The organism is Rhizobium sp. LjRoot98 (assembly GCF_964252935.1).
Lineage (GTDB): Bacteria > Pseudomonadota > Alphaproteobacteria > Rhizobiales > Rhizobiaceae > Pararhizobium.
The window spans coordinates 66,511-88,548 of record NZ_CAXUPW020000006.1 but is presented as its reverse complement, the minus strand read 5'-3'; the positions used below and the strand labels follow the sequence as shown (position 1 = coordinate 88,548).

Genomic DNA, 22,038 nt, shown 5'->3' with positions numbered 1-22,038 from the left:
CGTCGATTTCAAGGAAATGTTGAAACTTCAACTTTGTGTCGATTGTATAGGCATGGCCCGATAGTGAAACACCGGGCCATGTGGGAGATCAGAGATTGCTCATGCCGCCATCGATGACCAATTCGCTGCCGACCGTATAGGTCGATTCGTCAGAGGCGAGGAAAACCACAGCCTTGGCGATTTCGGAAGGGTTGCCAAAGCGGCCAGCAGGGATTTTCGCCGCAGCCATGGCCTCGGTATCCGCAGACGACATGCCGAGCTTGCCGTAGAGCGGCGTTGCGACCGGGCCGGGACTGATGGCGTTGACACGAATGCCGCGGCCGATCAGTTCACCCGACAGGGTTTTGGCAAAGGACAGCAAGGCGGCCTTGGTAAGCGCGTAGACGCTGGTATTGGGCATGCCGATATGGGCGTTGATCGAAGTGTTGAGCACGATCGAGGCCGGATTGGCAAGGATCGGCAAAAGCGCCTGGATCAGGAAGAACGGACCTTTGACATTGATCGCGACGGAGCGATCGAAGGCCTCCTCGTCGAACTGTTCGATCGGCCGGAAATCAGCCGCACCGGCATTGACGAACAGGATATCGAGATGACCGAACGCGGTCTTCACGGCATCCGCGACCGCCTTTTGTCCAGCGGCGTTGCCGGCATCGGCCTGAATGACCAATGCCCTTTCCCCCAGTTCTGCGCGGGCCGCCTCGATGGTGGCAGGGCTGGTGCCAGTGACGGCAACGCGGGCACCCTCGGCAATAAACTGGCGGGCGGTTTCAAGGCCGATACCGCTGGTGCCGCCGGTGATCAGGGCCGTCTTGTTCTGCAAGCGTGACATGATGAATTCCTTCTCTTTGCCGTTCGGCGAACTGGCTCAAGTGCGGGTGATCGAGGCGCCGCCATCGATGAGCGATGCCGTCCCTGTGACGAACGCCGCATCGTCCGAGGCGAGATAAAGCACCGAGCGGGCAAGCTCTTCAGGGGTAGCCACCCGCTTCAGCGCATGCAGGTTGGTGATGAAGGACTGCGATTCAGGCGTATTGTTCATCTCGCGATACATGTCCGTGTCGACAGCACCTGGCAGGATGGCATTGACGCGCACGCCTTGCGGACCGAATTCGGCGGCCAGTGCCTGGGTCAGGCCAATAAGGCCAGCCTTGGAGGCAGCGTAGGCAGCAACACCCGGGAACGCGAAGCTGTAGCCGACGAAGGTCGAGGTGAAGATTACCGAACCTGCGCCGTGTTTGACCATTTCAGCGATCTGGTGCTTCGCACCGAGAAACGAACCGGTGAGGTTGATGGCGATAGCGTCATTCCAGCCTTGTTCGGAGACGCCGGTTGATGGGCCGGCTTCGCCGAGCGTTCCGGCATTGTTGAAGGCAACGTCAAGGCGGCCGTATTTTTCGACGGCAAGTGCGACGAGCGCCTTGGCATAATCTTCCGAGCGGACATCACCGGCAAGAGCGACGGCTTGCCCGCCATCAGCCCTGATTTCGGCAACGAGCGCGTCAAGTTCGCTCTGGCGGCGGGCACCGACGACGAGTTTTGCACCCTCGGCTGCGAACAGCTTTGCCGTGGCGCGGCCGATGCCAGCGCTGGCACCGGTGACGATTGCAACTTTGTTGGACAGGCGTTCCATGATCTCTTCCTCTTTGGCAGAGCGGTTGAGACGCCATGTGGCTATCTCTTCATGCCGTTTGCTTGAGGCGAATATGGCTTTATTCCAACGTTCTGATTAGTCTGCAAATCATGGAACTCGCATCCGGAAAAACCGAACAATGATGAAGCTCGATGGCATAACAAGTTTCGTCGCGGTGGCAGAAAGCGGATCGATCAGCGAGGCGGCCCGGCGGCTTCGGCTATCGAAATCAGTGGTCAGCGAGCGGCTTGCCGAACTGGAACGCAGCCTTGGCGCCAGCCTGCTTCATCGCACCACGCGCAAGCTGACGCTGACCGAGGATGGCGCGGCCTTTCTGGAGCGCGCCAGCCGGATCGTCCAGGAAATCGACGAGGCCACCGCCGACATGGCCGAACGGCGCGGGACAATTTCCGGGCCGTTGCGCATCTCGGCGCCAGTCACCTTCGGCCGCATGCATCTCGGCCCGGCGCTTTATCCGTTTCTAGCCGCACACCCCGATGTGCAATTGACGCTTGATCTCGATGATCGGCGGGTTGATGCCGCAGCCGATGGATACGATGCCGTCGTGCGCAACGGGCCGATCGCCGATTCACGTTTGATGGCCTGGCGCCTGGCGCCAAGCCGGCGCGTGCTGGTAGCCTCACCCGCCTATCTCAGGGACAACGGCAAGCCAGCATCCATCGAGGAACTCGAACAGCATCGCGGCATCTTCTACACCAATCGCGGCGTTGCCGACTGGCGCTTTCCCAGCATCGGCGGCACGGTGATCGTGCGCGGCAAGATGGGGCTCGGCCTCAACAATGGCGACATGCTGCGCGACGCGGCTATTGCGGGCCTCGGTATTGCGCTCATTCCGATGTTCATCGTTGGTGCGGACGTTACTGCAGGCAAACTCGAGACCATCGATATCGGCGTCCAGCCGGAGCTTGAATATATCCACATCGCGCACCCTGAAGGACGGCGTCCATCTGTCAAATTAAGGGCGATCGCCGATCATCTGCGGGCCGCATTCGGCAGCCCGCCGTATTGGGATCCAGCTTTCTCAAATTAAGCACGCTGCTCAATTGCAGGAACGCAACTGCTTAGCATAGGCATTGGCGATATTTGCCGAGCGCTGGGCTGCCTTCTGCAGCTGGGTATTGCCGCGCCAGCCGCCTTTTCTGTAGCCGGCATCCCCGAGATAGTACGCCAGATAGAGATTGTAGGCGTCGTTGCGGGCAATGCCGTTCTTGCGGCTGTTCTTGTTGTGATACCAGGCGACGAAGTGGATCGCGTCGGAGAATTTCGTCCGCCGCGCCAAAAGGTTGCCGGTCGATTGCTTGTACTCCGACCATGTGCCGTTCAGCGCCTGCGAGAAGCCGTAGGCGGTCGATTGGCGTTTCCACGGGATAAAGCCGAACAGTTTGGTGCGGGGCGGCCGGGCATTCGGGCGGAAACCGGATTCGGTGTAGATCGTCGCCATCAGGATATGCACCGGCACGCCATACTGACGCTCGGCGTGGTTTGCGGCGCGCTGCCAATTGTTGAACCAGCCGTCACGCTGCTCGAAAATCGCGCAGGCATTCCGGGTATCCCTTGGGGCACTCGCACAACCGGCCAGAAGCAGAAGGGCGACGATAAACGCAATACGCATCGCTCAAGTCTCTCACTTTCAGAGAGATTACTAACCGGTAAACGTTAAAGAGAGGTTTTTAGATAAATCGGGACGGCCCTTTTACCCGTCTCCGACCGATTCCGAACGGAAAAGCCTATAGTTTCAACGCCAAAATTTTGCCTGACGTAACGTAACCCTTCTCGGCCTCCAGACGTGCCGAGCGAACCGGCTCGAACCCTTCGATGCGTTTCGTTCCCGCCCAGCGGCCATGATCGGCAAAGACCTCGATCGAGCCCGCATCGAGGAAAATCCGCAGACTGACGGGACGGGCACCGCGGGCGATGTAGCGCGGCAGGGTGACGACGCCCGGGAGGGTGTAGAGGATGGACAGGCCCTCCGCATCAAGTTGCAGCGCCAGATCCACATCGGGATGATCGAAATGGAGAACGAAGGGCGCGCCGGGCCAGGACAGTTCCAGCAGGATTTCGACGGCGCCGGTTTCCAGACGAACGGTTTCGCCGGTCACAAGTCTGGTTTCGTCGATTACACCGTTGCGCAGGCTCTCGACCGCCGAAACCGGTGGCGTCAGCACCGCGCCGTCCTGAAGATGCAGGTTTCTTGGCAGGGTCATCGCGGTTGGGAAATCGATCGTGTGGGAGACATCCGCCCAATTGGCGAGCCAGCCGATGCCGACCGGTGCGCCGTCATCGACAAAAGCCTGAAAGGCATAGTTGTCGGTGCCGAAATCCAGTTCCTGCTCGAAATCCGTCAGAAAGCGAACCCCGTCGAAATGTCCGACCGCAATCAGCGTCAGGTTCTTGCGTCCGGTATCGGCATGGGTGCTGTTCATCAATCCGTAGATCAGGCCCCAACGGGTCTTCGGATCATTCGCCGGGCCATCGAGCGGCAGCAGGCAGGGGCACTCGATGACGGCGGTGCCGAACCGCTCCTCCAGCAGCAGCGTTCCGGTAAAACGCCAGCCATCGGCGCCGGTGGGATCATCGGTCTCATAAAGAAGGATGACGCCGCCTTTTTGGCTGAGGCTGCCGAGCACCATTTTCCACAGGCCGTCCGGCCCCTTGACGACGTAAGGGTCGCGGAAATCGAGCGTCAGGCCAAGGCCCGCCGGGCGATTGGGCAGAATGATTTCCGCCTGGCTGGCGGTGATGATGTTGTGCGAGGTGGCGGTCAGCTGCACTTGGGTTTCCGGCGTGCGATCGATCACCTGTTCGGTGAAGAAGACGCGGATGCCGCCGTCATTCTCAATCGGGATGGCGGAACCGGAAAAGGCCCCGCCCCTCCGGTCCGGCCGCGCCGTCAGGTCTTCGGAGGGAAACAGGAAGACCGGCATGTGATGCCAGTGGATATAATCTTTAGACACCGCATGGCCCCAGTGCATGGTGTTCCAGCGAAGGCCATGGGAGTAATGCTGATAGAACAGGTGCGGGCGCCCGGCGAAACGGCCAAAGCCATTGGGATCGTTCATCCAGCCGAAGGGCGGGCGAAAATGATAGCCATGCGGCACGGGGGCAGGCGCATTGGCGGCGCTGGTGTGCATGACGGTAATACCCTTTTCCACCACCTCGGCGGCGTTGAAAAAATAGGCGACGGAGACCGCCGTCGTCGTCCTGTCGTAGACACAGGAGAGCGCACCGCCGCTGGTGGCGACGAAGGTACGGAACACATATTCCTCGGCATTGCTGACGGAGACTTCGCCGATCTTGTCGCCGCCGAGCATGAACGCCATCGTGCCCGGTGCATCGGGCGTCAGCGCCTTCAGCCAGACATGCAGCGTGGCGCTGAGCGGCACGTCGGCGCGCAAGACCTTCAGTGTTTCCGTGGTGATTTCATCCGCCATTCCCGCGCTCCTTCTTCCGGCCCGCAGCGGCCTCCCGAATGAAGAAACGATGCAGGCTTTTCCCAAAAGCCATTCAAGCGACCTAGTGCCAAACTGCTGGATGTAAAGACAACGATCCGGCGTAGCGGACAGCAAAAGCATCCCCGCGCGGTGTCCGCCGTGGTTTTGAAAAAACATGCACTCAATCGGACGGGGCACTGGAAACCGCCTCTAATGAGTAAATTTAATTGACGCCTTCCAGCGCCCCGTTTGGCGTTCTCTCGGGAGCTCTCCTCCCTACAGACCCCGACTGCGGATCCTCTGACCCGGGACGATCGACGCGACATAGATTTCCGGTTCCGGCGTTCAGCATCAAGGTTCCGGTACGTCACGATCCTCATCCCGGCATGCGTGCCACACAGGCACACCCGCCCCAGAAGGACAGGGGGAATCCATTTTCCGGGGGCTCTCCTTCCGGTCCGCCTGACGTTCGCAGCCTCCTTGCAGGAGACGGTGAGGCTTCACGTGGAGCGCCAGCCCTGCCTCGCCGCAAACGTCTTGCGGTGTATCCGTGACAGAACCCCATGATCATCACACGGTTTTTCAGGGCGGGGATTTGCGGGGATAATTTTTCTTTGAGATGGCGCGCTGGTTTGGAATTGGCGCGAGCAAGGGCCGTTTATGCGAGCCTCACCAGAAGACCCGTGGCCAGGGACTGGAATGCCTCGACAGCCTTCGGCAGGACGTCCTGCGGATCGTCACTGGCAGCGATCCAAAGCGCAGCATTGAGTGCTGCCCCACTGAGAAGGCGGGCGGCGGCTTCGGCATCCACAGGTTTAAGAACTCCTTGTAAAATCAATCGCTCTACCGTTTGCCGGGTCGCCTGTAGACAACTGCTTTGGCTCGGCCATTGCGACGGGTCACCCAAGACGGCAGGACCATCGCGCAAGACGATGCGTTGCACTTCAGGATCCAGCGCCATCTCGATATAGGCCGCACCTTCGGCCAGCAGACACTGCCAATCGCCTCCCGCCCCTGCCCCGATCTGTTGCGCGCGCGAAGCCATTTCAGAATCGATCTGCTCGACAACTGCCGCCAGAAGCCCCCGTTTGTCCCCGAAATTATGATAGAGGGCGCCACGCGTCAGACCAACTTCAGCGGTCAAATCGTCCATTGACGCGGCTGAATATCCTTTTTCGGCAAAGGCCCTGCGTGCGGCCGCAATCAGCTTGACGCGGTTTTCTTCCATCATCTCGAGGCGCCGGTTGGCCATCTTATCCTCAAATTCATATACGCTTCGTATACGAAATTGACATGCGAGGCGCATGCTGCTATTTCGTATACGCACCGTATATGAAATAGCATGACCTGTGAAGTACAAAGCGCCGCTCACCAAATGCGGTCCCATCCCATTACGAGAGATGAAAATGACACAACGCCAAGCAATCTTCCCCCCGAACAAACATGCTCTCTATGAGGAGCATGGTTATTCTGCTGCCATTCGATCCGGTGACCTTCTGTTCGTATCCGGGCAGGTCGGCAGCCGCACCGATGGAACGCCTGAACCTGATTTTGAACAGCAAGTCAGACTAGCCTTTAAAAATCTTGAGGCCACGCTGGGCGCAGCCGGATGCACATTCGATGATATCGTGGATGTGATGTCGTTTCACACTGACCCCGAAAACCAGTTCCCATCCATCATGACCGTCAAGCAACAGGTTTTCAGCAAGCCGCCTTACCCTAACTGGACCGCAATCGGTGTCAATTGGCTCGCCGGCTTCGATTTCGAGATCAAGGTTATCGCGCGCATTCCAACCGACGCGTGATTTCCCGCCGTGGCAAACTCGATCCAATTGAAAACTCACGCACTATAGTGTGCTCAACATTCCCGGCGAGGGCCGATATCGGCCCTCGGATTACCCAATCGGCGCATGGATTGCACTCAACGAAAGACCGGCATAGCTGCTGCCACAGTTATCTTCTGCACCATTCCCCCGGTCTCACCGTCCACCGAACAAGCGCTCGACAGAGCCATTGCACGACAATAAAGTTACCGGAGTTTTCTTCTGTCGAGGGCGTTTGCGATGACGTTGAAGAATGCAATTCCGCAACCCACTCTCATCCAATCTCTTCAAGCATCCATTGCTCCGGCATTCGCCCTGCATGCCGGCGTGATACTCGGCGTGTTTACTGTACTTGGCGACACTACCCTCACGGCAGCAGATGTGGCGCGCGCTCTGAATGTCGATCCGCGCCGCCTCGAGCGATTGCTGTATGCCTTGGTTTCGGCTGGCCTTCTGGAAATCCACGACACAGGTTTTTGCAATGGTCCGGAGGCGGCCGCGTACCTTGTCCAGGGAGAACCCGGCTATATCGGCGAGGAGCACCAACTTCTCGATGAACTCTGGCGTGCAGATCTGATGACCGCCACATCTATTCGCGAGGCACGTCCCGCCGCGAAACATGATTTCGCCACGTCAGATCCCGAGGAAGCACTGGCATTCTTCCGTGGAACGGCGCCAAGTGCATTGGCCTTCGGACGCCGGCTGGCGGACATGATCGACTTCGAAGGCGTGCACTCGGCCATCGATATCGGTGGCGGGCCTGGCCATTCCCTCATCGGACTGCGTGAGACCAAGCCTGGCCTTCAAGTTACCCTGCTCGAATTTCCGGCGAATATAATACTTGCGAAGAAACTTCTGGCAGGAGAACCACTCGCCCATGGATTGAGATTCGAGGCCGGCAATATCGTGGAGACACCGTCGAGCACTCCCCACGACCTTGCCATTCTAAAGGCGGTGATCCAGGTGCTATCACGCGACGAGGCGGCCAAAGCCATTCGCAACACCCATGCCAGCCTCAAGTCAGGCGGAAGAATAGTGATCAGCGGTGTCGGCATTCTCAACGATGACCGGGTGTCACCGTTGGAGGCCGTCTTCTACGATTTGACCTTCATGAATCTTTATCCGGAAGGCGCGTCGTATACCCGACGCGAATACCGTTACTGGCTGTCGGAAGCGGGCTTCGTCGACATTGCATTCGATACCATGCCATCGGGAAGCCAGTTGATCTCGGCGAGAAAACCGTAGCTACGAACAAAAACCGCCCGCAACGGTTTGTTGCGAGCGGTTTATGTATCTGAACTCATGGTGAGTTACTGGCTAACGCCGAATCTTGTCAGACCAACCGGCTCTGCTCCACCGCCGCTTCGATGAAGCTCGCGAACAGCGGGTGCGGATCGAGCGGGCGGCTTTTCAGTTCCGGGTGGTACTGGACGCCGATGAACCATGGGTGATCAGGGTACTCGACAGTTTCCGGCAGCACGCCGTCCGGTGACATGCCGGAGAATTCCAGGCCGCAGGCTTCCAGCCGATCCTTGTAATCGACATTCACTTCGTAGCGATGGCGGTGACGCTCGGAAATATCGGTCGAGCCGTAGATATCGGCGATCTTGGTGCCCTTCTTGAGGCTGGCCTTGTAGGCACCGAGACGCATGGTGCCACCGAGATCACCGGAGGCTGCGCGCTTCTCCAGCGCGTTGCCCTTGACCCATTCGGTCATCAGGCCGACGACTGGCTCTTCGGTCTTGCCGAATTCAGTCGAGGACGCCTTTTCGATGCCAGCGAGATTGCGGGCCGCTTCAACGACTGCCATCTGCATGCCGAAGCAGATGCCGAAATATGGCACCTTGCGCTCACGGGCAAAACGAACCGCCTGGATCTTGCCTTCGGAGCCGCGCTCGCCAAAACCGCCGGGCACGAGGATGCCGTTGACCTTCTCGAGATAGGGCGACGGATCTTCCTTTTCGAAGACTTCCGACTCGATCCACTCAAGCTTGACCTTGATCCGGTTGGCGATTCCGCCGTGATACAGCGCCTCGATCAGCGACTTGTAGGCATCTTTCAGGCCGGTGTACTTGCCAACGATGGCGATGGTCACCTCGCCTTCCGGCGTGCGGATGCGGTTGGCGACTTCGAGCCAGTTTTCGATGCGCGGCGCCGGTGCCGGCTCGATGCCGAAGGCGGCCAGGACCTCGTTGTCGAGGCCTTCCTTGTGATAGGCGATCGGAACGTCATAGATCGACGCGACGTCGAGCGCCTGGATGACGGCGGACGGACGGACGTTGCAGAACAGCGACAGCTTGCGGCGCTCTGCCTCCGGGATTTCGCGGTCGGCGCGCACCAGCAGGATATCGGGGTGGATGCCGAGCGCCTGCAGTTCCTTGACGGAATGCTGGGTGGGCTTCGTCTTCAATTCGCCTGCAGCTGCGATGTAAGGCATCAGCGTCAGGTGGAGATAGATCGCGGTGCCGCGCGGAAGATCGTTCTTCAGCTGGCGGATCGCCTCCATGAACGGCATCGCCTCGATATCGCCGACAGTGCCGCCGATTTCGCAGATGACGAAATCGAACTCGTCATTGCCTTCGGTGACGAAGTTCTTGATCTCGTTGGTGACGTGCGGGATGACCTGGACAGTGGCGCCGAGATAATCGCCGCGGCGTTCCTTGTCGATGATGTTCTTGTAGATGCGGCCGGTGGTGATGTTGTCGGTCTTGGTCGCCGAGCGGCCGGTAAAGCGCTCGTAGTGACCGAGATCGAGATCCGTCTCCGCGCCATCGTCAGTCACGAACACTTCGCCGTGCTGCGTCGGGCTCATGGTGCCCGGGTCGACGTTGAGATAGGGGTCAAGTTTGCGAAGCCGCACCCGGTAACCCCGGGCCTGCAGCAACGCTCCGAGAGCAGCTGCGGCTATCCCTTTGCCAAGGGAAGAAACCACGCCGCCAGTGATGAATACATATCGCGCCATGGGCTTCACCGGATACCGTTTCAAAAATGATTCCGCCACCGAAAAATTCATCTTTCAGAATTTTTTCGTTCAAAAGGTTCGGGTGGCAAAATTCAAACAAAAGAAAACCGGCGGAAGACTGGCTTCCGCCGGCGATTATATCTGCATTGAGCCTTACTGGCCGCTTGGGACTTCCGAACCGGACGTTGCCGGCTTTGTTTCGGTCGTCGCAGGTGTCTGGGTTGCTGCCGGCGTCTGCGTAGTGGTCGCAGGCGTCTGGGTGGCGGCGCCGGACTGTGCGGGTGTCTGCGTCGGTGTCTGGGCAGGCGTCTCGCCAGCTGGCGGTGTTGTGCCGCCGCCGAGCGAATCAAGCACGCCGTTGCCGTTGTTGGTCGTGCCCGGGATGCGGTCGAGAACGTCGGTGGCGTTCGGCTGGTAGCGGGCGAGAATGCCCATGCCGAGCGCCAGCACGAAGAACAAAGCTGCAAGGATCGCCGTGGTGCGGGTCAGCGCGTTGGCGGTGCCGCGTGCGGACATGAAGCCCGAGCCGCCGCCGATGCCAAGGCCGCCGCCTTCGGAGCGCTGAATGAGCACGACGCCGATCAGCGCCAGCACAACCATGAGATAGATGACAAGCAATACGGTCTGCATTTTGTCCAGTCCTGCCTTAGATCACGCCTCGCCCGGCTTCATGAGAAAGCCTGATCTGAAACGCGATCGAGTGATCGTCCGGCATGGGAGACGCATCGAAATTGCAACGCAAGTTTCTGCGTCCGCTCCAGGCGGCAAAGATTAGTGTTGCGGCTGCATATACCAAGCCACCGCGCATTAAAAGCCCCTGCCCGTCTCTCCATGGACTTAATACCAGAGATAGACGGACAGAAATTTCAGGAATGGTCGCCGGGATCAGGCCGTGAGTTCGTCATACGCCCGGTAGATGGCGAGGAAGTCGTCGGCTTTCAAGCTTGCCCCGCCGATCAGTGCGCCATCGACATTGGCAACGCCCATCAATTCCCTAGCATTGCCCGGCTTGACGGAGCCGCCATAGAGGATGCGCATCTTGGCGCCGGCCGGGCCGAAGCGCGCGACGAGCTCTGCGCGCTGGAAGGCGTGGGCTTCCTCGACGTCAGCTGCCGTCGGCGTCAGGCCGGTGCCGATCGCCCAGACCGGTTCATAGGCAATCACGGTGTTTTCAGCGGTGGCGCTGTCCGGAATGGAGCCTGCGAGCTGGCGCTTCAGGACGTCCAGCGTCTGGCCGCCCTTGCGCTCATCACCGGTCTCGCCGATGCAGATGATGGCAATCAAGTCGGCAGCATAGGCAGCCTCGGCCTTGGCGCGAACGAGAGCATCCGTTTCCTTATGGTCGGTGCGGCGTTCGGAATGGCCGACGATGACATGAGTGCCGAAGCAATCGGCGATCATTTCGGCGGAGATGTCACCGGTATGGGCGCCGGACACCTTTTCGTGGCAATCCTGCGCGCCGATCAGCAGCGGGCTGTCGTCGCACAGCGCCGTTGCCACATAGAGCAGCGTCGCGGGCGGGCAGATCAGCGTCTCGACTTTTGCAGACAGATCGCCCTTGACGCCTTCCGCCATCGCCTTGATCTGATCGAGCGACGCCCGCAGACCATTCATTTTCCAGTTTCCGGCAACAAGCGGTTTTACCTCGGGCGTCATGTCGTCTCCTTAAGGGCATTGTCCTTTTCCCGGCAAAGGCCCTAGCAAATAAGCCGGGCAAAGAAAAGCTTACCGGCAACCTGGTAGCCACGCTGCGGCCGGTTTTCCAAGCGCCGGTATCGAAACCGTGAAGGCTGACCGGCTTGTCCGCACCGCGCGAAAGAGCGATGATTCGGCCAGTGCTTTTGACAGCCGGAGATCGGTGATGCTGCGCAACGGGCCGGATACGTTCGGGTGGGTGACCATTCTGCTTCACTGGACGATTGCCGTCCTGATCGCCGGGTTGCTGGTGCTTGGTTACGCCATGACCCTGCCAAGCATTGACCCGGTGTTGCAGTTCGACCTTTTCCAGTGGCACAAGTCCTTCGGGTTCACAGCCCTTGGCCTTTGTATCATCCGCGTTCTCTGGTGGCTGGCGGGCCGGCATCCGGCGGCCGTTGCGGGGCTCTCGATCCGGGAAAGACAGGCGAGTTTTGCCGTCCACAGCCTGCTTCTCTGCCTGACCCTGGCGGTGCCAATAACCGGCTGGGCACTCGCATCAGTCTCGACGCTCGATATTCCGAGCTTCTATTTCAATCTCGTCGTCATCCCGCATCTGCCGCTGGAGAAATCCGCCGTTGCCGAAACCGTGTGGACAACCGCCCACGCCATTCTCGCCTACGGCCTTGCAGCACTTGTGTTGCTGCATGCGGCGGCGGCCCTCCACCATCACTTCATCCGCCACGACGCGGTGCTTGTCCGCATGCTGCGCAGCCGCCGCAGCTAGGAATATTTCCGCTGCATCGTGCGTCTTACACGGCGAAAACCGGGCAATTGGGAAGGACCATAAAAATGTCTGCGCATTCAATGGTAATCACCGCCGCATTGATGACACTTGCGGGTCTCGTGGCTCATCCGGCCTTGTCTCAAGCCAAGGCGCCGACGCTGGATGACGCGGCCGGCCGCTACGATATCGACGGATCGTCACAGATCAACTTCAAGGTCGGACAGGTCGGCGGCGGCGGCATTTCCGGCAAATTCACCAAATTCTCCGGCACCTTCCAGCTGGATAGCGGCGACATCGGCAAATCCGTGGTGGAATTCTCGCTCTATCCGGAAACCGTTCAGACCGGCGAACCGCGCATCGAGAACTTCCTGCGCTCCACCGCCGTGTTCGATACCGCAGCCTACCCGAAAATCGTCTTCCGCTCGACCAGGATCACCCGTACCGGCGAGGACACGGCACAGATCGAAGGCAACCTGACGGCCAAGGGAACGACCCGAACCGAACATTTCGATGCGACACTGACCAAATGGAACCGGCGCGTCATCGGATTTCACATCCAGGGCGGGGTCTTCCGTACCCGCTACGACATGTCGGTCGGAATACCGATCTATTCCAATATCGTCGAGTTCGACATGATGGTGAACGGGCAAAAACACTAGCCTTTCCGATGCCGCCAGGCTGCGCCGTTATACTGCCCGTAAACTGTTCCTGCGGGAACATGTGAGCCAGCCGCTTGCGGCCCAAGATGCATTGAAGCCGCCGCTCCCTGTTTGGGAATTGACGGCGTATTAGGCGCAATTCTACTCTTTGCAGCATTGCTTATTCTTCAGTTATTTCATGGCCTGGAAATCCGGGGCGGTCACATGCGGTATGCTTTTTTCCAATCTCTTGTGTTCAGTCTCGGCCTGTTTCCGGCGGTGGCTTCGGCGCAGGACGTGCTGACCACGGCAACACCGGATCTGCTGATCCGCTCGCTCAACCCGGCCCTGGCGCAGAAGGAGAAAACCCGGGGATTGAAGATCGTTGGCGCCAAGGATCTGGAAACAGTCAACAGCTACGGCGACAGGCTTTTGGCGACGGTCAATCTCGCGGTCAATTTTCACTTCGGTTCGGCTGAACTGACACCACAGGCAGAGCGCCTTCTCGACACTGCCGGCACAGCGCTGCAATCCAGCGAGCTTGCTTCCTACCGGTTCGTGATCGGCGGTCATACGGATGCGGCCGGCACCGACGCTGACAATCTCGACCTCAGCCGGGCGCGGGCCGCATCAGCGACGCGGTATCTGTTGACGCATTACAAGATCGATCCGAGACGGCTGGTTCTGCGGGCATTTGGCGAAACCGCCCTGCTCTTTCCGGCCGATCCCGAAGACGGGCGCAATCGCCGGGTCGAAATTTCGACGCTCAAATAGTGCGTGGAGATTCGACAACTACCAGCCTCATTTTTGAACGAGGCCATCCAGCAGGAAGTCGAGACCTTTCCTGAAAACGCCATCCCAATCGTTGTCCAGCAGCAGACGCGAGCGTTCGATTGTCGGGTAGTGTTCGCTGAGACGTGTCAGTCGCTGATGCCCTGCCGTCCTGTCCTCTTCCGAGAGGTCGAAGCTCGCCCGAGTGATGGTCGCGCCGATCACATAGTTCCAGAGCGACCATATCGCCGCGTTCAGATCTGCGTCGGCGACACCGGCTCTGGCCAAGGTCTTGCTCAGCAACTCCAACCGGCCGAGGATGTTTGCGCCAAGGGCTCGTTGCGGCAACAACGATGCTGACCAAGGGTGGCGCAACATGCTGGCGCGCCAGTCTTCGAGCATGTGAATGGCTTCCTGGCGCCAATCTTCAGCCTTGCCCGTTGCCGACGATCCGCGATATTCGAACACCGCGTTGAGGGCCAGATCAACGAGTTCCTCCTTGTTGGCGACGTGCCAATAGAGGCTCATGGCGCCCGCTCCGAGCCGGTCGGCCAGCCGGCGCATCTTCAATCCGCCGATGCCTTCAGCGTCCAGCAGTTCTACCGCAGTGGCGACGATCCGCTCCAGGGAGAGAGACGGCTCGCCGCGCTCAGCCGCAGGCTGGATCGACATATCTGTCTGTTGAGGCCGTTTGCTCTGCGCGCCGCTGCCTTTGCCTGCCATCCGTCTTCCTCACCGATCAGAATGCCGATGTAAGCCGACAATACAGCGCATGTCTATTCTGACGGATTGACTCGTACGTTGTACGATGCGATTTTATCGTACAACGTACGAGTCAGTTCGCAATGCGTTAAAATCCAATCCTGCAGACGCGAGGGTACGTTGCTCGTGGTCAGCGCAACCAAGAGAAAATCATGTCACGCGCAATCCAGCATCTGCTTATCGGAGGGCTCATCATCATGACTGCGGGAATTTCGACTGCGGCGGCAGCAAACGACAGCGATCGCAGGTTGACCATCGTCAATCCTAAGAACCTCTACGACCCGACGCCAAATGGCTACAGCACGGCGGTGATCGTGCCCCGCGAAGGCCGGGTCGCCTATATTTCCGGACAGGGAGGGCAGGACAGTACGGGAGCCTTGTCGCCTGACTTTGCCGTTCAGGTTAAGCAGGCCTATGCGAATCTGCGCGCCGCCCTTGATGCACTCGGCGCAAAGCCGGATCAGGTCGCAAAGCTGACGGTCTTCGTGGTCGATCACGATATGTCCAAGCTTGAGGTCTTGACCCGGAACATCAAGGAGATGTTCGGCGAAACGCTGCCGGCGCAGACGCTGATTCCGGTCCCCAAACTTGCAATTGACCCGATGCTCTTTGAGGTCGAGGCCGTCGTTTTGCTTGACTAAAGCACTTCCGACCGGTCGCTCGAACCGAAAGTGAAGCGGGCGCGCAGCTGCCAGCCGCGCGCCCGCAATGCAATTTCAATCCTGTCCCGGACGATCAGCCGAACTGGCTGCCGACGAAATCCTTGACGATGCGGATGATGCCGCGGCCGAGCAGGTCGTCGAGGGCGTCGCAGAGTTGATCGACATGCTGGCGTTCGCAGATCAGCGGCGGCAAGAGCCGGATGACGTTACGGTTATACTCGGTGAAAGCCACCAGCGTATCGTAATCACGCAGCAGAAGCGCGCCGATGAAACCCGACAGCGAGCCCTTCAGCTTGTCGTCCAGCACGGCAACCACCGGCCGCAGCACGAGCGGCAGCGTCTGGCTGAAATCCTGGAACTCCAGCCCGATCATCAGGCCCTGCCCGCGCACGTCCTTGATGATCTTCGGATACTTGTCCTTCAGCGCAGTCAGGCGTTCCAGCAGGTATTCACCCTGTACGGCGGCATTCTCGATCAGGTCCTCGTCATAGAGGACGTTCAAGGTCTCGATCGCCGTGATGGATGCCTCGCCAATACCGCCGAACGTGGCATGGGCATGGATCATCGCCGTCTTCGGCGTACCATAGGCTTTCATGTAGATTTCGCGGCGGGCGATCATGGCAGCCATCGCCGTCTTGCCACCGCCAAGAGACTTGGCGACCGCGGTGATATCGGGCACGACGTTTGCATATTCGAAGGCAAAGAAACGTCCGGAACGGCCGACACCGCACTGCACCTCATCGGCCACCCAGATGACGCCATGCTTGTTGCAAAGCGCGCGAACCTCCTGCCAGAACTCCGGCGGTGCGATATTGATGCCGCCACCGCCCTGAATGGTTTCCAGCACAAGCACGCCGATCGTCGGATCGCTCTCGAAAGCGCGGCGGATCGCCTCGATGTCGCCGAACGGCACCTTGACGTTGTTGTCGAGCAGCTGGAAATCACCCCGATAGAGCGGGCCGTCAGTGATCGACAGAACGCCGCGTGTCTTGCCGTGGAATGAGTTCTCGGCATAGACGATACGTGGCCGCTTCGGGCCAGCGACGCGCTCGGCAAGCTTGATGGCGGCTTCCATGGCCTCCGAGCCGGAGGAGCCGAGGAACACCATGTCGAGGTCACCCGGCGCGATTTCGGCGAGGTTCTTGGCGAGCGCCGCCGCATATTGCGACATGAAGGCAATGGCGATCTCGTGGCGGTTTTCGTCCTGGAACTGTTTTCGCGCAGCGATCAGGCGCTGGTGGTTATGGCCGAGCGCCAGCGAACCGAAGCCGCCGAAAAAGTCGAGGATCTTCCGGCCATTCTGGTCGACATAATACATGCCCTCGGCGGTCTCGATCTTGATCTTGTTGAAGCCGAGCAGCTTCATGAAATGAAGCTGCCCCGGATTCAGATGATCCTTGAACAGCGTCGTCATGTCGGCGACGCTCATGTCCTTGGCCTGTTCGACCGTCATCAGGTTGGGCTTCTTGATGCCGCCATCGAGGGCGGGGGCGTCAACGGCGACGCGGTGCGTTTTGTCGAGCATGGTCGTTGTTTCCTGATTCATTCGGCCGGTACGGCGGCTGCGTGCGCGAAGGTCTTGCCGGCTTTCTTGGCGCGGTATTCGTCATAGGCGGCGATCAGCATGGCGCCGTCATTGTACTCGGCCTTCCAGCCAAGCTCCTTCTTGAGCTTGCCGGTTTCGCGGATGCACATCTCGTCGGCGATCAGATACTGTTCCGGATCCATGATCGGCAGATTGGCGAAATCGAAGGCAGCGAGCGTTGCCTTCACCGCAAAGGCAGGCGTCGGCAACAGGAACGATTTCGAACCGGCATGAACGATCAGGTCGCCGAGCAGCTTCTTCACCGATGGCGGATTGTCGGAACCAAGATTATAGGCCTCGTTCGGCACGCCGCCCTTCCAGGCGAGACGGGCGGCTTCGGCGCAATCGAACACCGAGATGAACTGGTAGGGGTTCTTGCCCGAACCGATCATCGGCACCGGCAGGTTGGCGTCGATCAGCTTGAACAGCTTTTCCAGGATACCCAGACGGCCGGGGCCAATGATCAGGCGTGGGCGGAAGATCGAGATGTTCATGCCCTGCTTGCGCCATTCGGCGGCAAGCTGCTCTGTTGCCCATTTCGACTTGCCGTATTCACCCAGCGGCTTGGCCGGATGCGCCTCGGTCTGCGGCGACATCACCGTGTGGCCATAGATCATGTCGGTGGTGAACTGCACCAGCCGGTTGGCGCCGGACTTTGCCGTCGCCTTCATGATGTTCTCAGCACCGTAATAATTGACCGGCCAGAAGAACTGCCAGCGCTTGGAGCGCACCTGCAGCGGCGACAGCATCTTCGCCGCCATGTTGTAGACCATGTCGTCCGGTCCGATCTCGACCTTCATGACATCTTCTGCATTGGTGACATCGCAATGGACGAAACGGACGCGGGCATAATGCGGCAGGTCGGACTTGACGATATCGGCAACGAGAACCTCTTGCCCCTCGTGAACCAGGCGTTCCGCCAGATGGCGCCCGACGAAGCCGTCACCGCCAAAAATGATATGTTTCATGATGCGCTCCCGATTTTTACTGTTTTTGTGCCCGCAGCTTCAAGCGATGGCTGGTCCTCGTGCGAGGACATGCCAGCCCCTGACAGGCCGGACTGGGCGATGAGAATGGTTCCGACGCAGATGAAGCCGATGCCGGCGATGCGCCAGGCGTTCAGATCCTCGTGGAAGACGAAATAGGCAAAGACGGCCACGGCCACATAGGCAAGGCTCAGAAATGGATAGGCGAAGGAGAGTTCCACCTTCGATAGTACGTAAAGGTGCGACACCATCGAAATGACGAAGGTGGCTAGTCCGGCGAAGACCCAGGGGTTGAAAACCACCTGGAAAATACGGGCAATGAAAGTATCAGCCGTGAAGCTCAACGGACCGAGCGAAAGCATACCCTGTTTTAGCATGACTTGTGCCGCAGCGTTGGTAATCACGGTGAAGAGAATGAATACGATATACTTCATGTCGATGCTCCCTGTTCCCGTCGCGATACCTACACGCAAGAGCGGTATATTCCGTGAAAATCGGGCGTTTATTTAATTCAAATTGTTCCTATTCTCATTTTGGCAAAGCCCATTCTCATTTCGGCAAAGAAAGGGCCGTCCGCTTCCAGAAATTCGAAACCATTGCCGGATCGCGCAAAGCTTCCAGCTGCCGCCAGCGCGGGAACGAGAAGTCAAAGGTTTGCGGGCTCATCCGCGCATCCTTGTAGGGATTGATGGCACCACCGGCCTCGACAACCATGGCGTCCAGCCGGTTGAGAAGCTTAAGGGTCTCTTCACCCTGATTGGCGAAATCCAAAGTCAGCGTAAAACCCGGCCTCGGGAAGGACAAAAATCCGCCTGAAATCTGCTCGCCGAACTTCTTCAACACTGTGAGGAAAGAGGCGTGGCCGGCCGCGCGGGCAGTCTCCAGCAACCGTGCCGTCAGCTCAGGCGCATTGCCCGCTGGATAGACGCTCTGGTGCTGGTAAAGGCCCTTGGGGCCATAAAGCCGATTCCAGTTGCCGATGGCATCCAGCGGGTGGAAATAACCCGGCCATTTCACCGTCTTGACCGTTTCGCCCGGCTTTTCCTTGCGGAAGTAAAGTTCGTTGAATGCCTTCAGCGTCAGCGTGTTCAAGAGATTGAACGGCGGCGCGAACGGAACCGACAATCGTCTCGCCTTCGGCATGTCCGGAAATTCGCAGGAGGCATCGGCATGATCACCGGCCAGAAGCACACCCCTGCCCGTCCTCTTTCCGGTGGCCAACTGGTCGATCCAGGCGACGGAATATTCGTGCTCGCCATCAACGGTTTCGACCATGCCGAAATATTCATTCAGGCTATCGAAGCGGATGGCGTGTTGCTGGATGTGGGCGGATGGCACCTTCATCAGCTGCAGGTCGACCGACAGGATCAGCCCCGTCAGGCCCATGCCGGCGATGGTGGCAAAAAACAGGTCGCGATTTTCCGTTGCCGAGCAGGTCAGTACCTCGCCGCTCGACCGCAACAATGTCAGGCCAAGCACATGCTTGCCGAAAGTACCGCGGGCGTGATGGTTCTTGCCGTGCACATCATTGGCGACGGCCCCTGCAACCGTGACCGACGCGGTTCCCGGCGTCACCGGCAAGAAAAACCGGTGCGGGATCGCTGTTTCGAGAATGGAGCGAAGCGTGACGCCGGCATCGCAGGAAATGATGCCGGTTCCCGGATCGAAACCGAGGATGCGGGTGCGTACCCGGCTCTCGATCAGCCTGCCCGCGTCGTTATGGCAACTGTCGCCATAGGACCGGCCGTTGCCGAATGGCAGGAAAGCGCCGGGCGCCGCAGTTTCACGCAGGTTCTCATAGGCATCGGGCGATACGGACTGCCGGGCGCGGCAATCGATCCGGCCCCAGCTGTCAAATTCGGCGGGGGTCATGGCGTTCCCAAAGCACCGGCGAGCACAAACATGGCGCCGAGCGCCATGGTGACGAGGCTGCGCCAGTCGCGCATGATGAACACCACAGGATCCTCATGCAGCATGCCGCGGCGGGCCAGCATCCAGATGCGCAGCAGCATATAGAGCACCAGCGGGCAGAGCGGCCACAGCGCCCAATCCAGCCTGTACATTTCCTGCATTTCCTTGCTGTGAATATAGAGCGCCAGAACCAGTGCAGAGGCAAAGGCCGAAGAAACACCGGCCTGTCCGACCATTTCGAAATCGACCGCCATATAGCCGCGCCCCGGCACCTGGTTGCCGTCGCGGCCGTCATATTCATCGAGCTCGACATAGCGCTTGACCAGCGCCAGGCTGAGGAAAAAGAAGATCGAGAACGACAGGAGCCAGAAGGACAGATCCGTGCCTGTGGCAGCAGCACCGGCGATGATGCGAACTGTATAGAGCCCGGCCAGTGTGAAGACATCGACCAAGAGCTTGCGCTTGAGCACAAACGTGTAGGCAGTCGTCGCCAAGGCATAAAAACCGAGTACGAGGGCGAAATCGTACGGCAGCACAGCCGTCAGCGAGAGCGAGGCAAGGAGCAGGCACAGCGCTATCATCAGCCCCATCGGCACCGACATCTGGCCGCTTGCCAGCGGCCGGTTGCGCTTCTTCGGATGACGGCGGTCGCTGGTGAGATCCGACAGATCGTTGACCACATAGACAGCAGAGGCAAGGAAGCTGAAGGCGAAGAACGCCAGGATGACGTTGACCACCGCATCCATGTGCAAGATGTCGTGGTTGAGGACCATCGGAACGCCGATCAGCACATTCTTTGCCCATTGATGCACGCGGATCGATTTCAGGGCTGCCAACGGGCTCGCCTTGCCGAGATCGAGCTTTTCGGCATCATGTGCCCGGCGCCATTTTTCGGCGGCGGCATCCGGCGCCACGACAATCGCCTTGCGGGCGGCATCAAACACCGGCACGTCATCGCGGCTGTTGCCCATATAGTCGAAACCGCCCTCGCCGAACTGTTCGATCAGTTTTTCCCGCTTGCGGCGGCTGGTGAGGTTGACGTCCGTGGTGCTGTGCAGGACGGAGGAAAAAGCGCCGGTATGAGCTGCAACCCCAAGCGCCACGCTTTCGGCGGCACCGGTGACCAGAATGACCTGCCGGCCGGTTTCGCGCTCGCGCGCCAGACGCTTGAGCACCGCCTCGCGATAGGGCCAGTCGGCCGCCTGGCGTCCGGAGCGTGCGGCAACCTCGTATTTCAGCCGCGCCTTGCCCTTCGTCATCCAGATAAGAACTGCAAATAGCATCAGCGGATTGCGCAACAGAATGATCGCCACGCCCTCCCAGAGCGTGTCGGCAGCAAGCAATGTGCCGTCAAGATCGACGCATAGCGGAATATGCCGCGTTTCTGTCCGAGCATCCATAAGATCAAACCCCGATAAAATATACCCGGGACAGTCCCATGTTCAGCTTTCGAAAGTGCAAACAGCGCTCGCCTTAAGGTTTCAAACTGCTGCGTTGGTTAATGAATCCCGGATATATTCGGTGTTTCAATCCAGCCCGATCCAGTTCAGTGCATCGCGCCAGTCCGTCATACGGACGGGGGTGCCGTGCGACCCTGTCTGGAAAAGGACGATGCGGGCGGGATAGTTCGCTTTCCTCAGCGAGCGGTAGAACGCGATCTGGCCGGACACGGGATAGACAGTATCGGCGCCGCCATGGCTGAAGAATATCGGCAGTTTCTTCTTGTAGGCGGCACTCTTGCTGAAAGCCGCATCAGAGGGACCGCCCATGATCATCATGCCCTTGAGGTCTGCAACAGCCTGCGGATTGCGGGTGAGGCCCCAGCAGATGAAACTGCCCATCGAGGCGCATGAGAGCACGACCGGTCGGCCAGGGGATTGCTGCCGGGCATAGGCAATCAATCCAGCGACATCGGCGACGCCCGCATCATCGAAGGAGCGCATGCTCGGGGCATAGTAGACGCCGCCATTTTCGACAGCGAGGTTCTTTAGCCGGTTGAAATTGCCGCCGAACGACCAGTCATTGGCGCCGAGCCGCCGGTCGCCGCCTCGGCCATGGATGAAGATGACGGTGAATGTCGCGCCCCTCGCAGCACCCACCCGCAGCACATCCAGCGGCCGGGTGGCGAGATCGAGCGTCTCGTTGACCTGCGCGCTCTTGACGCCGAGCGACACATAGGTTCGCCTTACCCGGCGTTCCGGCTCGGTGTCACGAGCGTGGATATCGCGCATCTTGTCGTAATCGACGACGCGGTAATCGCCGCCATCCTCCGTTTCCAGCACCGTTCCATAGGAAAACAGCTCGTCCTTAAAGGGCTTCAGCGGCGCGGCCTGTGCCGGCAAAACCAGGGCGGCCATGACGATTGCGGCAAAAAAGGCACGAAAGGTCAAATGAGTTGTGGACAGGTGCATCCGGAATGTTCCTCTTTTGATCC

At 59.3% G+C, this 22,038-nt stretch carries 22 protein-coding genes; 7 read left to right on the top strand and 15 right to left on the bottom strand.

Going from position 1 to position 22,038, the window contains the following annotated elements; translation table 11 throughout:
* Positions 1–88: 88 nt before the first annotated feature.
* Both ACSQ3J_RS19590 and ACSQ3J_RS19585 read right to left on the bottom strand, forming a co-directional pair.
* Positions 89–829 carry an SDR family oxidoreductase gene (locus ACSQ3J_RS19590; RefSeq protein ID WP_060505162.1) on the bottom strand — a complete coding sequence of 247 codons (741 nt, stop codon included), beginning with the start codon at positions 827–829 and terminating at the stop codon, positions 89–91.
* Between the two features lie 36 nt (positions 830–865).
* The gene (locus ACSQ3J_RS19585) at positions 866–1,630 is read right to left on the bottom strand and encodes an SDR family oxidoreductase (RefSeq protein WP_060505161.1); all 765 of its coding nucleotides are present in this window, start codon (positions 1,628–1,630) and stop codon (positions 866–868) included.
* A gap of 139 nt (positions 1,631–1,769) precedes the next feature.
* On the opposite strand from ACSQ3J_RS19585, the gene ACSQ3J_RS19580 reads away from it, so the two are divergent.
* Entirely contained in the window at positions 1,770–2,681 is a 912-nt protein-coding gene (locus ACSQ3J_RS19580; RefSeq protein ID WP_060505160.1) for a LysR family transcriptional regulator, read from the top strand.
* 9 nt (positions 2,682–2,690) lie between these two features.
* On the opposite strand, the gene ACSQ3J_RS19575 is transcribed toward ACSQ3J_RS19580, so the two are convergent.
* The 3 genes from ACSQ3J_RS19575 to ACSQ3J_RS19565 form a co-directional block, all read right to left on the bottom strand.
* Entirely contained in the window at positions 2,691–3,263 is a 573-nt protein-coding gene (locus tag ACSQ3J_RS19575) for a transglycosylase SLT domain-containing protein (protein ID WP_060505159.1), read from the bottom strand.
* Positions 3,264–3,378: 115 nt separating this feature from the next.
* Entirely contained in the window at positions 3,379–5,082 is a 1,704-nt protein-coding gene (locus ACSQ3J_RS19570) for a GH32 C-terminal domain-containing protein (RefSeq protein ID WP_060505158.1), read from the bottom strand.
* A gap of 658 nt (positions 5,083–5,740) precedes the next feature.
* The gene (locus tag ACSQ3J_RS19565; protein WP_060505157.1) at positions 5,741–6,334 is read right to left on the bottom strand and encodes a TetR/AcrR family transcriptional regulator; all 594 of its coding nucleotides are present in this window, start codon (positions 6,332–6,334) and stop codon (positions 5,741–5,743) included.
* Positions 6,335–6,488: 154 nt separating this feature from the next.
* Here ACSQ3J_RS19565 and ACSQ3J_RS19560 point away from each other — a divergent pair, with 154 nt between their 5' ends.
* Both ACSQ3J_RS19560 and ACSQ3J_RS19555 read left to right on the top strand, forming a co-directional pair.
* Positions 6,489–6,887 (top strand): RidA family protein, encoded by a 399-nt coding sequence (locus tag ACSQ3J_RS19560; RefSeq protein ID WP_060505156.1) that lies wholly within the window; start codon positions 6,489–6,491, stop codon positions 6,885–6,887.
* A 258-nt stretch (positions 6,888–7,145) separates the two neighbouring features.
* Positions 7,146–8,150 (top strand): methyltransferase, encoded by a 1,005-nt coding sequence (locus ACSQ3J_RS19555; protein ID WP_060505155.1) that lies wholly within the window; start codon positions 7,146–7,148, stop codon positions 8,148–8,150.
* Positions 8,151–8,238: 88 nt separating this feature from the next.
* On the opposite strand, the gene ACSQ3J_RS19550 is transcribed toward ACSQ3J_RS19555, so the two are convergent.
* From ACSQ3J_RS19550 to tpiA, 3 genes are all read right to left on the bottom strand, one after another.
* Positions 8,239–9,876: a CTP synthase gene (locus tag ACSQ3J_RS19550; RefSeq protein ID WP_060505617.1), complete on the bottom strand. Its 1,638-nt coding sequence runs from the start codon at positions 9,874–9,876 to the stop codon at positions 8,239–8,241.
* A 144-nt stretch (positions 9,877–10,020) separates the two neighbouring features.
* The gene (secG, locus tag ACSQ3J_RS19545; protein ID WP_060505154.1) at positions 10,021–10,497 is read right to left on the bottom strand and encodes a preprotein translocase subunit SecG; all 477 of its coding nucleotides are present in this window, start codon (positions 10,495–10,497) and stop codon (positions 10,021–10,023) included.
* Between the two features lie 255 nt (positions 10,498–10,752).
* Positions 10,753–11,523 (bottom strand): triose-phosphate isomerase, encoded by a 771-nt coding sequence (gene tpiA / locus ACSQ3J_RS19540; protein ID WP_060505153.1) that lies wholly within the window; start codon positions 11,521–11,523, stop codon positions 10,753–10,755.
* A gap of 205 nt (positions 11,524–11,728) precedes the next feature.
* On the opposite strand from tpiA, the gene ACSQ3J_RS19535 reads away from it, so the two are divergent.
* From ACSQ3J_RS19535 to ACSQ3J_RS19525, 3 genes are all read left to right on the top strand, one after another.
* Positions 11,729–12,289, top strand: coding sequence for a cytochrome b (locus ACSQ3J_RS19535; protein ID WP_060505152.1), 561 nt, complete (start codon positions 11,729–11,731; stop codon positions 12,287–12,289).
* 65 nt (positions 12,290–12,354) lie between these two features.
* A complete protein-coding gene (locus ACSQ3J_RS19530; protein ID WP_060505151.1) occupies positions 12,355–12,948 on the top strand; it encodes a YceI family protein in 594 nt (197 codons plus the stop codon).
* A 204-nt stretch (positions 12,949–13,152) separates the two neighbouring features.
* On the top strand, positions 13,153–13,701 hold the full coding sequence (locus ACSQ3J_RS19525) for an OmpA family protein (RefSeq protein ID WP_436039949.1): 549 nt from the start codon (positions 13,153–13,155) through the stop codon (positions 13,699–13,701).
* Between the two features lie 27 nt (positions 13,702–13,728).
* Here the strand turns inward: ACSQ3J_RS19525 and ACSQ3J_RS19520 are convergent, their stop codons facing one another.
* Entirely contained in the window at positions 13,729–14,421 is a 693-nt protein-coding gene (locus ACSQ3J_RS19520) for a TetR/AcrR family transcriptional regulator (protein WP_060505149.1), read from the bottom strand.
* A gap of 191 nt (positions 14,422–14,612) precedes the next feature.
* Here ACSQ3J_RS19520 and ACSQ3J_RS19515 point away from each other — a divergent pair, with 191 nt between their 5' ends.
* A complete protein-coding gene (locus ACSQ3J_RS19515; protein WP_060505148.1) occupies positions 14,613–15,101 on the top strand; it encodes a RidA family protein in 489 nt (162 codons plus the stop codon).
* Positions 15,102–15,195: 94 nt separating this feature from the next.
* On the opposite strand, the gene ACSQ3J_RS19510 is transcribed toward ACSQ3J_RS19515, so the two are convergent.
* The 6 genes from ACSQ3J_RS19510 to ACSQ3J_RS19485 form a co-directional block, all read right to left on the bottom strand.
* Positions 15,196–16,647 carry an aspartate aminotransferase family protein gene (locus ACSQ3J_RS19510; protein ID WP_112834734.1) on the bottom strand — a complete coding sequence of 484 codons (1,452 nt, stop codon included), beginning with the start codon at positions 16,645–16,647 and terminating at the stop codon, positions 15,196–15,198.
* A gap of 17 nt (positions 16,648–16,664) precedes the next feature.
* Positions 16,665–17,675 carry an NAD-dependent epimerase/dehydratase family protein gene (locus tag ACSQ3J_RS19505; protein WP_060505146.1) on the bottom strand — a complete coding sequence of 337 codons (1,011 nt, stop codon included), beginning with the start codon at positions 17,673–17,675 and terminating at the stop codon, positions 16,665–16,667.
* Positions 17,672–18,127, bottom strand: a complete 456-nt coding sequence (locus ACSQ3J_RS19500) for an EamA family transporter (protein WP_037100781.1) — start codon at positions 18,125–18,127, stop codon at positions 17,672–17,674. Before ACSQ3J_RS19500 ends, ACSQ3J_RS19505 begins: the two co-directional genes overlap by 4 nt.
* Positions 18,128–18,242: 115 nt before the next feature.
* On the bottom strand, positions 18,243–19,565 hold the full coding sequence (locus ACSQ3J_RS19495) for an FAD-binding oxidoreductase (protein ID WP_060505145.1): 1,323 nt from the start codon (positions 19,563–19,565) through the stop codon (positions 18,243–18,245).
* Positions 19,562–21,004: a UbiA family prenyltransferase gene (locus ACSQ3J_RS19490; protein WP_060505144.1), complete on the bottom strand. Its 1,443-nt coding sequence runs from the start codon at positions 21,002–21,004 to the stop codon at positions 19,562–19,564. Before ACSQ3J_RS19490 ends, ACSQ3J_RS19495 begins: the two co-directional genes overlap by 4 nt.
* Before the next feature lie 126 nt (positions 21,005–21,130).
* Positions 21,131–22,015: an alpha/beta hydrolase family protein gene (locus tag ACSQ3J_RS19485; RefSeq protein WP_060505143.1), complete on the bottom strand. Its 885-nt coding sequence runs from the start codon at positions 22,013–22,015 to the stop codon at positions 21,131–21,133.
* Positions 22,016–22,038 lie beyond the last annotated feature (23 nt).

Coding starts and splice junctions, on each gene's coding strand:
- ACSQ3J_RS19575 (WP_060505159.1), bottom strand. CDS start 3,263: ATGCGTATTGCGTTTATCGTCGCCCTTCTGCTTCTGGCCGGTTGTGCG.
- ACSQ3J_RS19500 (WP_037100781.1), bottom strand. CDS start 18,127: ATGAAGTATATCGTATTCATTCTCTTCACCGTGATTACCAACGCTGCG.
- ACSQ3J_RS19530 (WP_060505151.1), top strand. CDS start 12,355: ATGTCTGCGCATTCAATGGTAATCACCGCCGCATTGATGACACTTGCG.
- ACSQ3J_RS19525 (WP_436039949.1), top strand. CDS start 13,153: ATGCGGTATGCTTTTTTCCAATCTCTTGTGTTCAGTCTCGGCCTGTTT.
- ACSQ3J_RS19565 (WP_060505157.1), bottom strand. CDS start 6,334: ATGGCCAACCGGCGCCTCGAGATGATGGAAGAAAACCGCGTCAAGCTG.
- ACSQ3J_RS19590 (WP_060505162.1), bottom strand. CDS start 829: ATGTCACGCTTGCAGAACAAGACGGCCCTGATCACCGGCGGCACCAGC.
- ACSQ3J_RS19515 (WP_060505148.1), top strand. CDS start 14,613: ATGTCACGCGCAATCCAGCATCTGCTTATCGGAGGGCTCATCATCATG.
- ACSQ3J_RS19490 (WP_060505144.1), bottom strand. CDS start 21,004: ATGGATGCTCGGACAGAAACGCGGCATATTCCGCTATGCGTCGATCTT.
- ACSQ3J_RS19560 (WP_060505156.1), top strand. CDS start 6,489: ATGACACAACGCCAAGCAATCTTCCCCCCGAACAAACATGCTCTCTAT.
- ACSQ3J_RS19505 (WP_060505146.1), bottom strand. CDS start 17,675: ATGAAACATATCATTTTTGGCGGTGACGGCTTCGTCGGGCGCCATCTG.
- ACSQ3J_RS19485 (WP_060505143.1), bottom strand. CDS start 22,015: ATGCACCTGTCCACAACTCATTTGACCTTTCGTGCCTTTTTTGCCGCA.
- ACSQ3J_RS19520 (WP_060505149.1), bottom strand. CDS start 14,421: ATGGCAGGCAAAGGCAGCGGCGCGCAGAGCAAACGGCCTCAACAGACA.
- tpiA (WP_060505153.1), bottom strand. CDS start 11,523: ATGACGCCCGAGGTAAAACCGCTTGTTGCCGGAAACTGGAAAATGAAT.
- ACSQ3J_RS19580 (WP_060505160.1), top strand. CDS start 1,770: ATGATGAAGCTCGATGGCATAACAAGTTTCGTCGCGGTGGCAGAAAGC.
- ACSQ3J_RS19585 (WP_060505161.1), bottom strand. CDS start 1,630: ATGGAACGCCTGTCCAACAAAGTTGCAATCGTCACCGGTGCCAGCGCT.
- ACSQ3J_RS19495 (WP_060505145.1), bottom strand. CDS start 19,565: ATGACCCCCGCCGAATTTGACAGCTGGGGCCGGATCGATTGCCGCGCC.
- ACSQ3J_RS19555 (WP_060505155.1), top strand. CDS start 7,146: ATGACGTTGAAGAATGCAATTCCGCAACCCACTCTCATCCAATCTCTT.
- ACSQ3J_RS19510 (WP_112834734.1), bottom strand. CDS start 16,647: ATGCTCGACAAAACGCACCGCGTCGCCGTTGACGCCCCCGCCCTCGAT.
- ACSQ3J_RS19570 (WP_060505158.1), bottom strand. CDS start 5,082: ATGGCGGATGAAATCACCACGGAAACACTGAAGGTCTTGCGCGCCGAC.
- secG (WP_060505154.1), bottom strand. CDS start 10,497: ATGCAGACCGTATTGCTTGTCATCTATCTCATGGTTGTGCTGGCGCTG.
- ACSQ3J_RS19535 (WP_060505152.1), top strand. CDS start 11,729: ATGCTGCGCAACGGGCCGGATACGTTCGGGTGGGTGACCATTCTGCTT.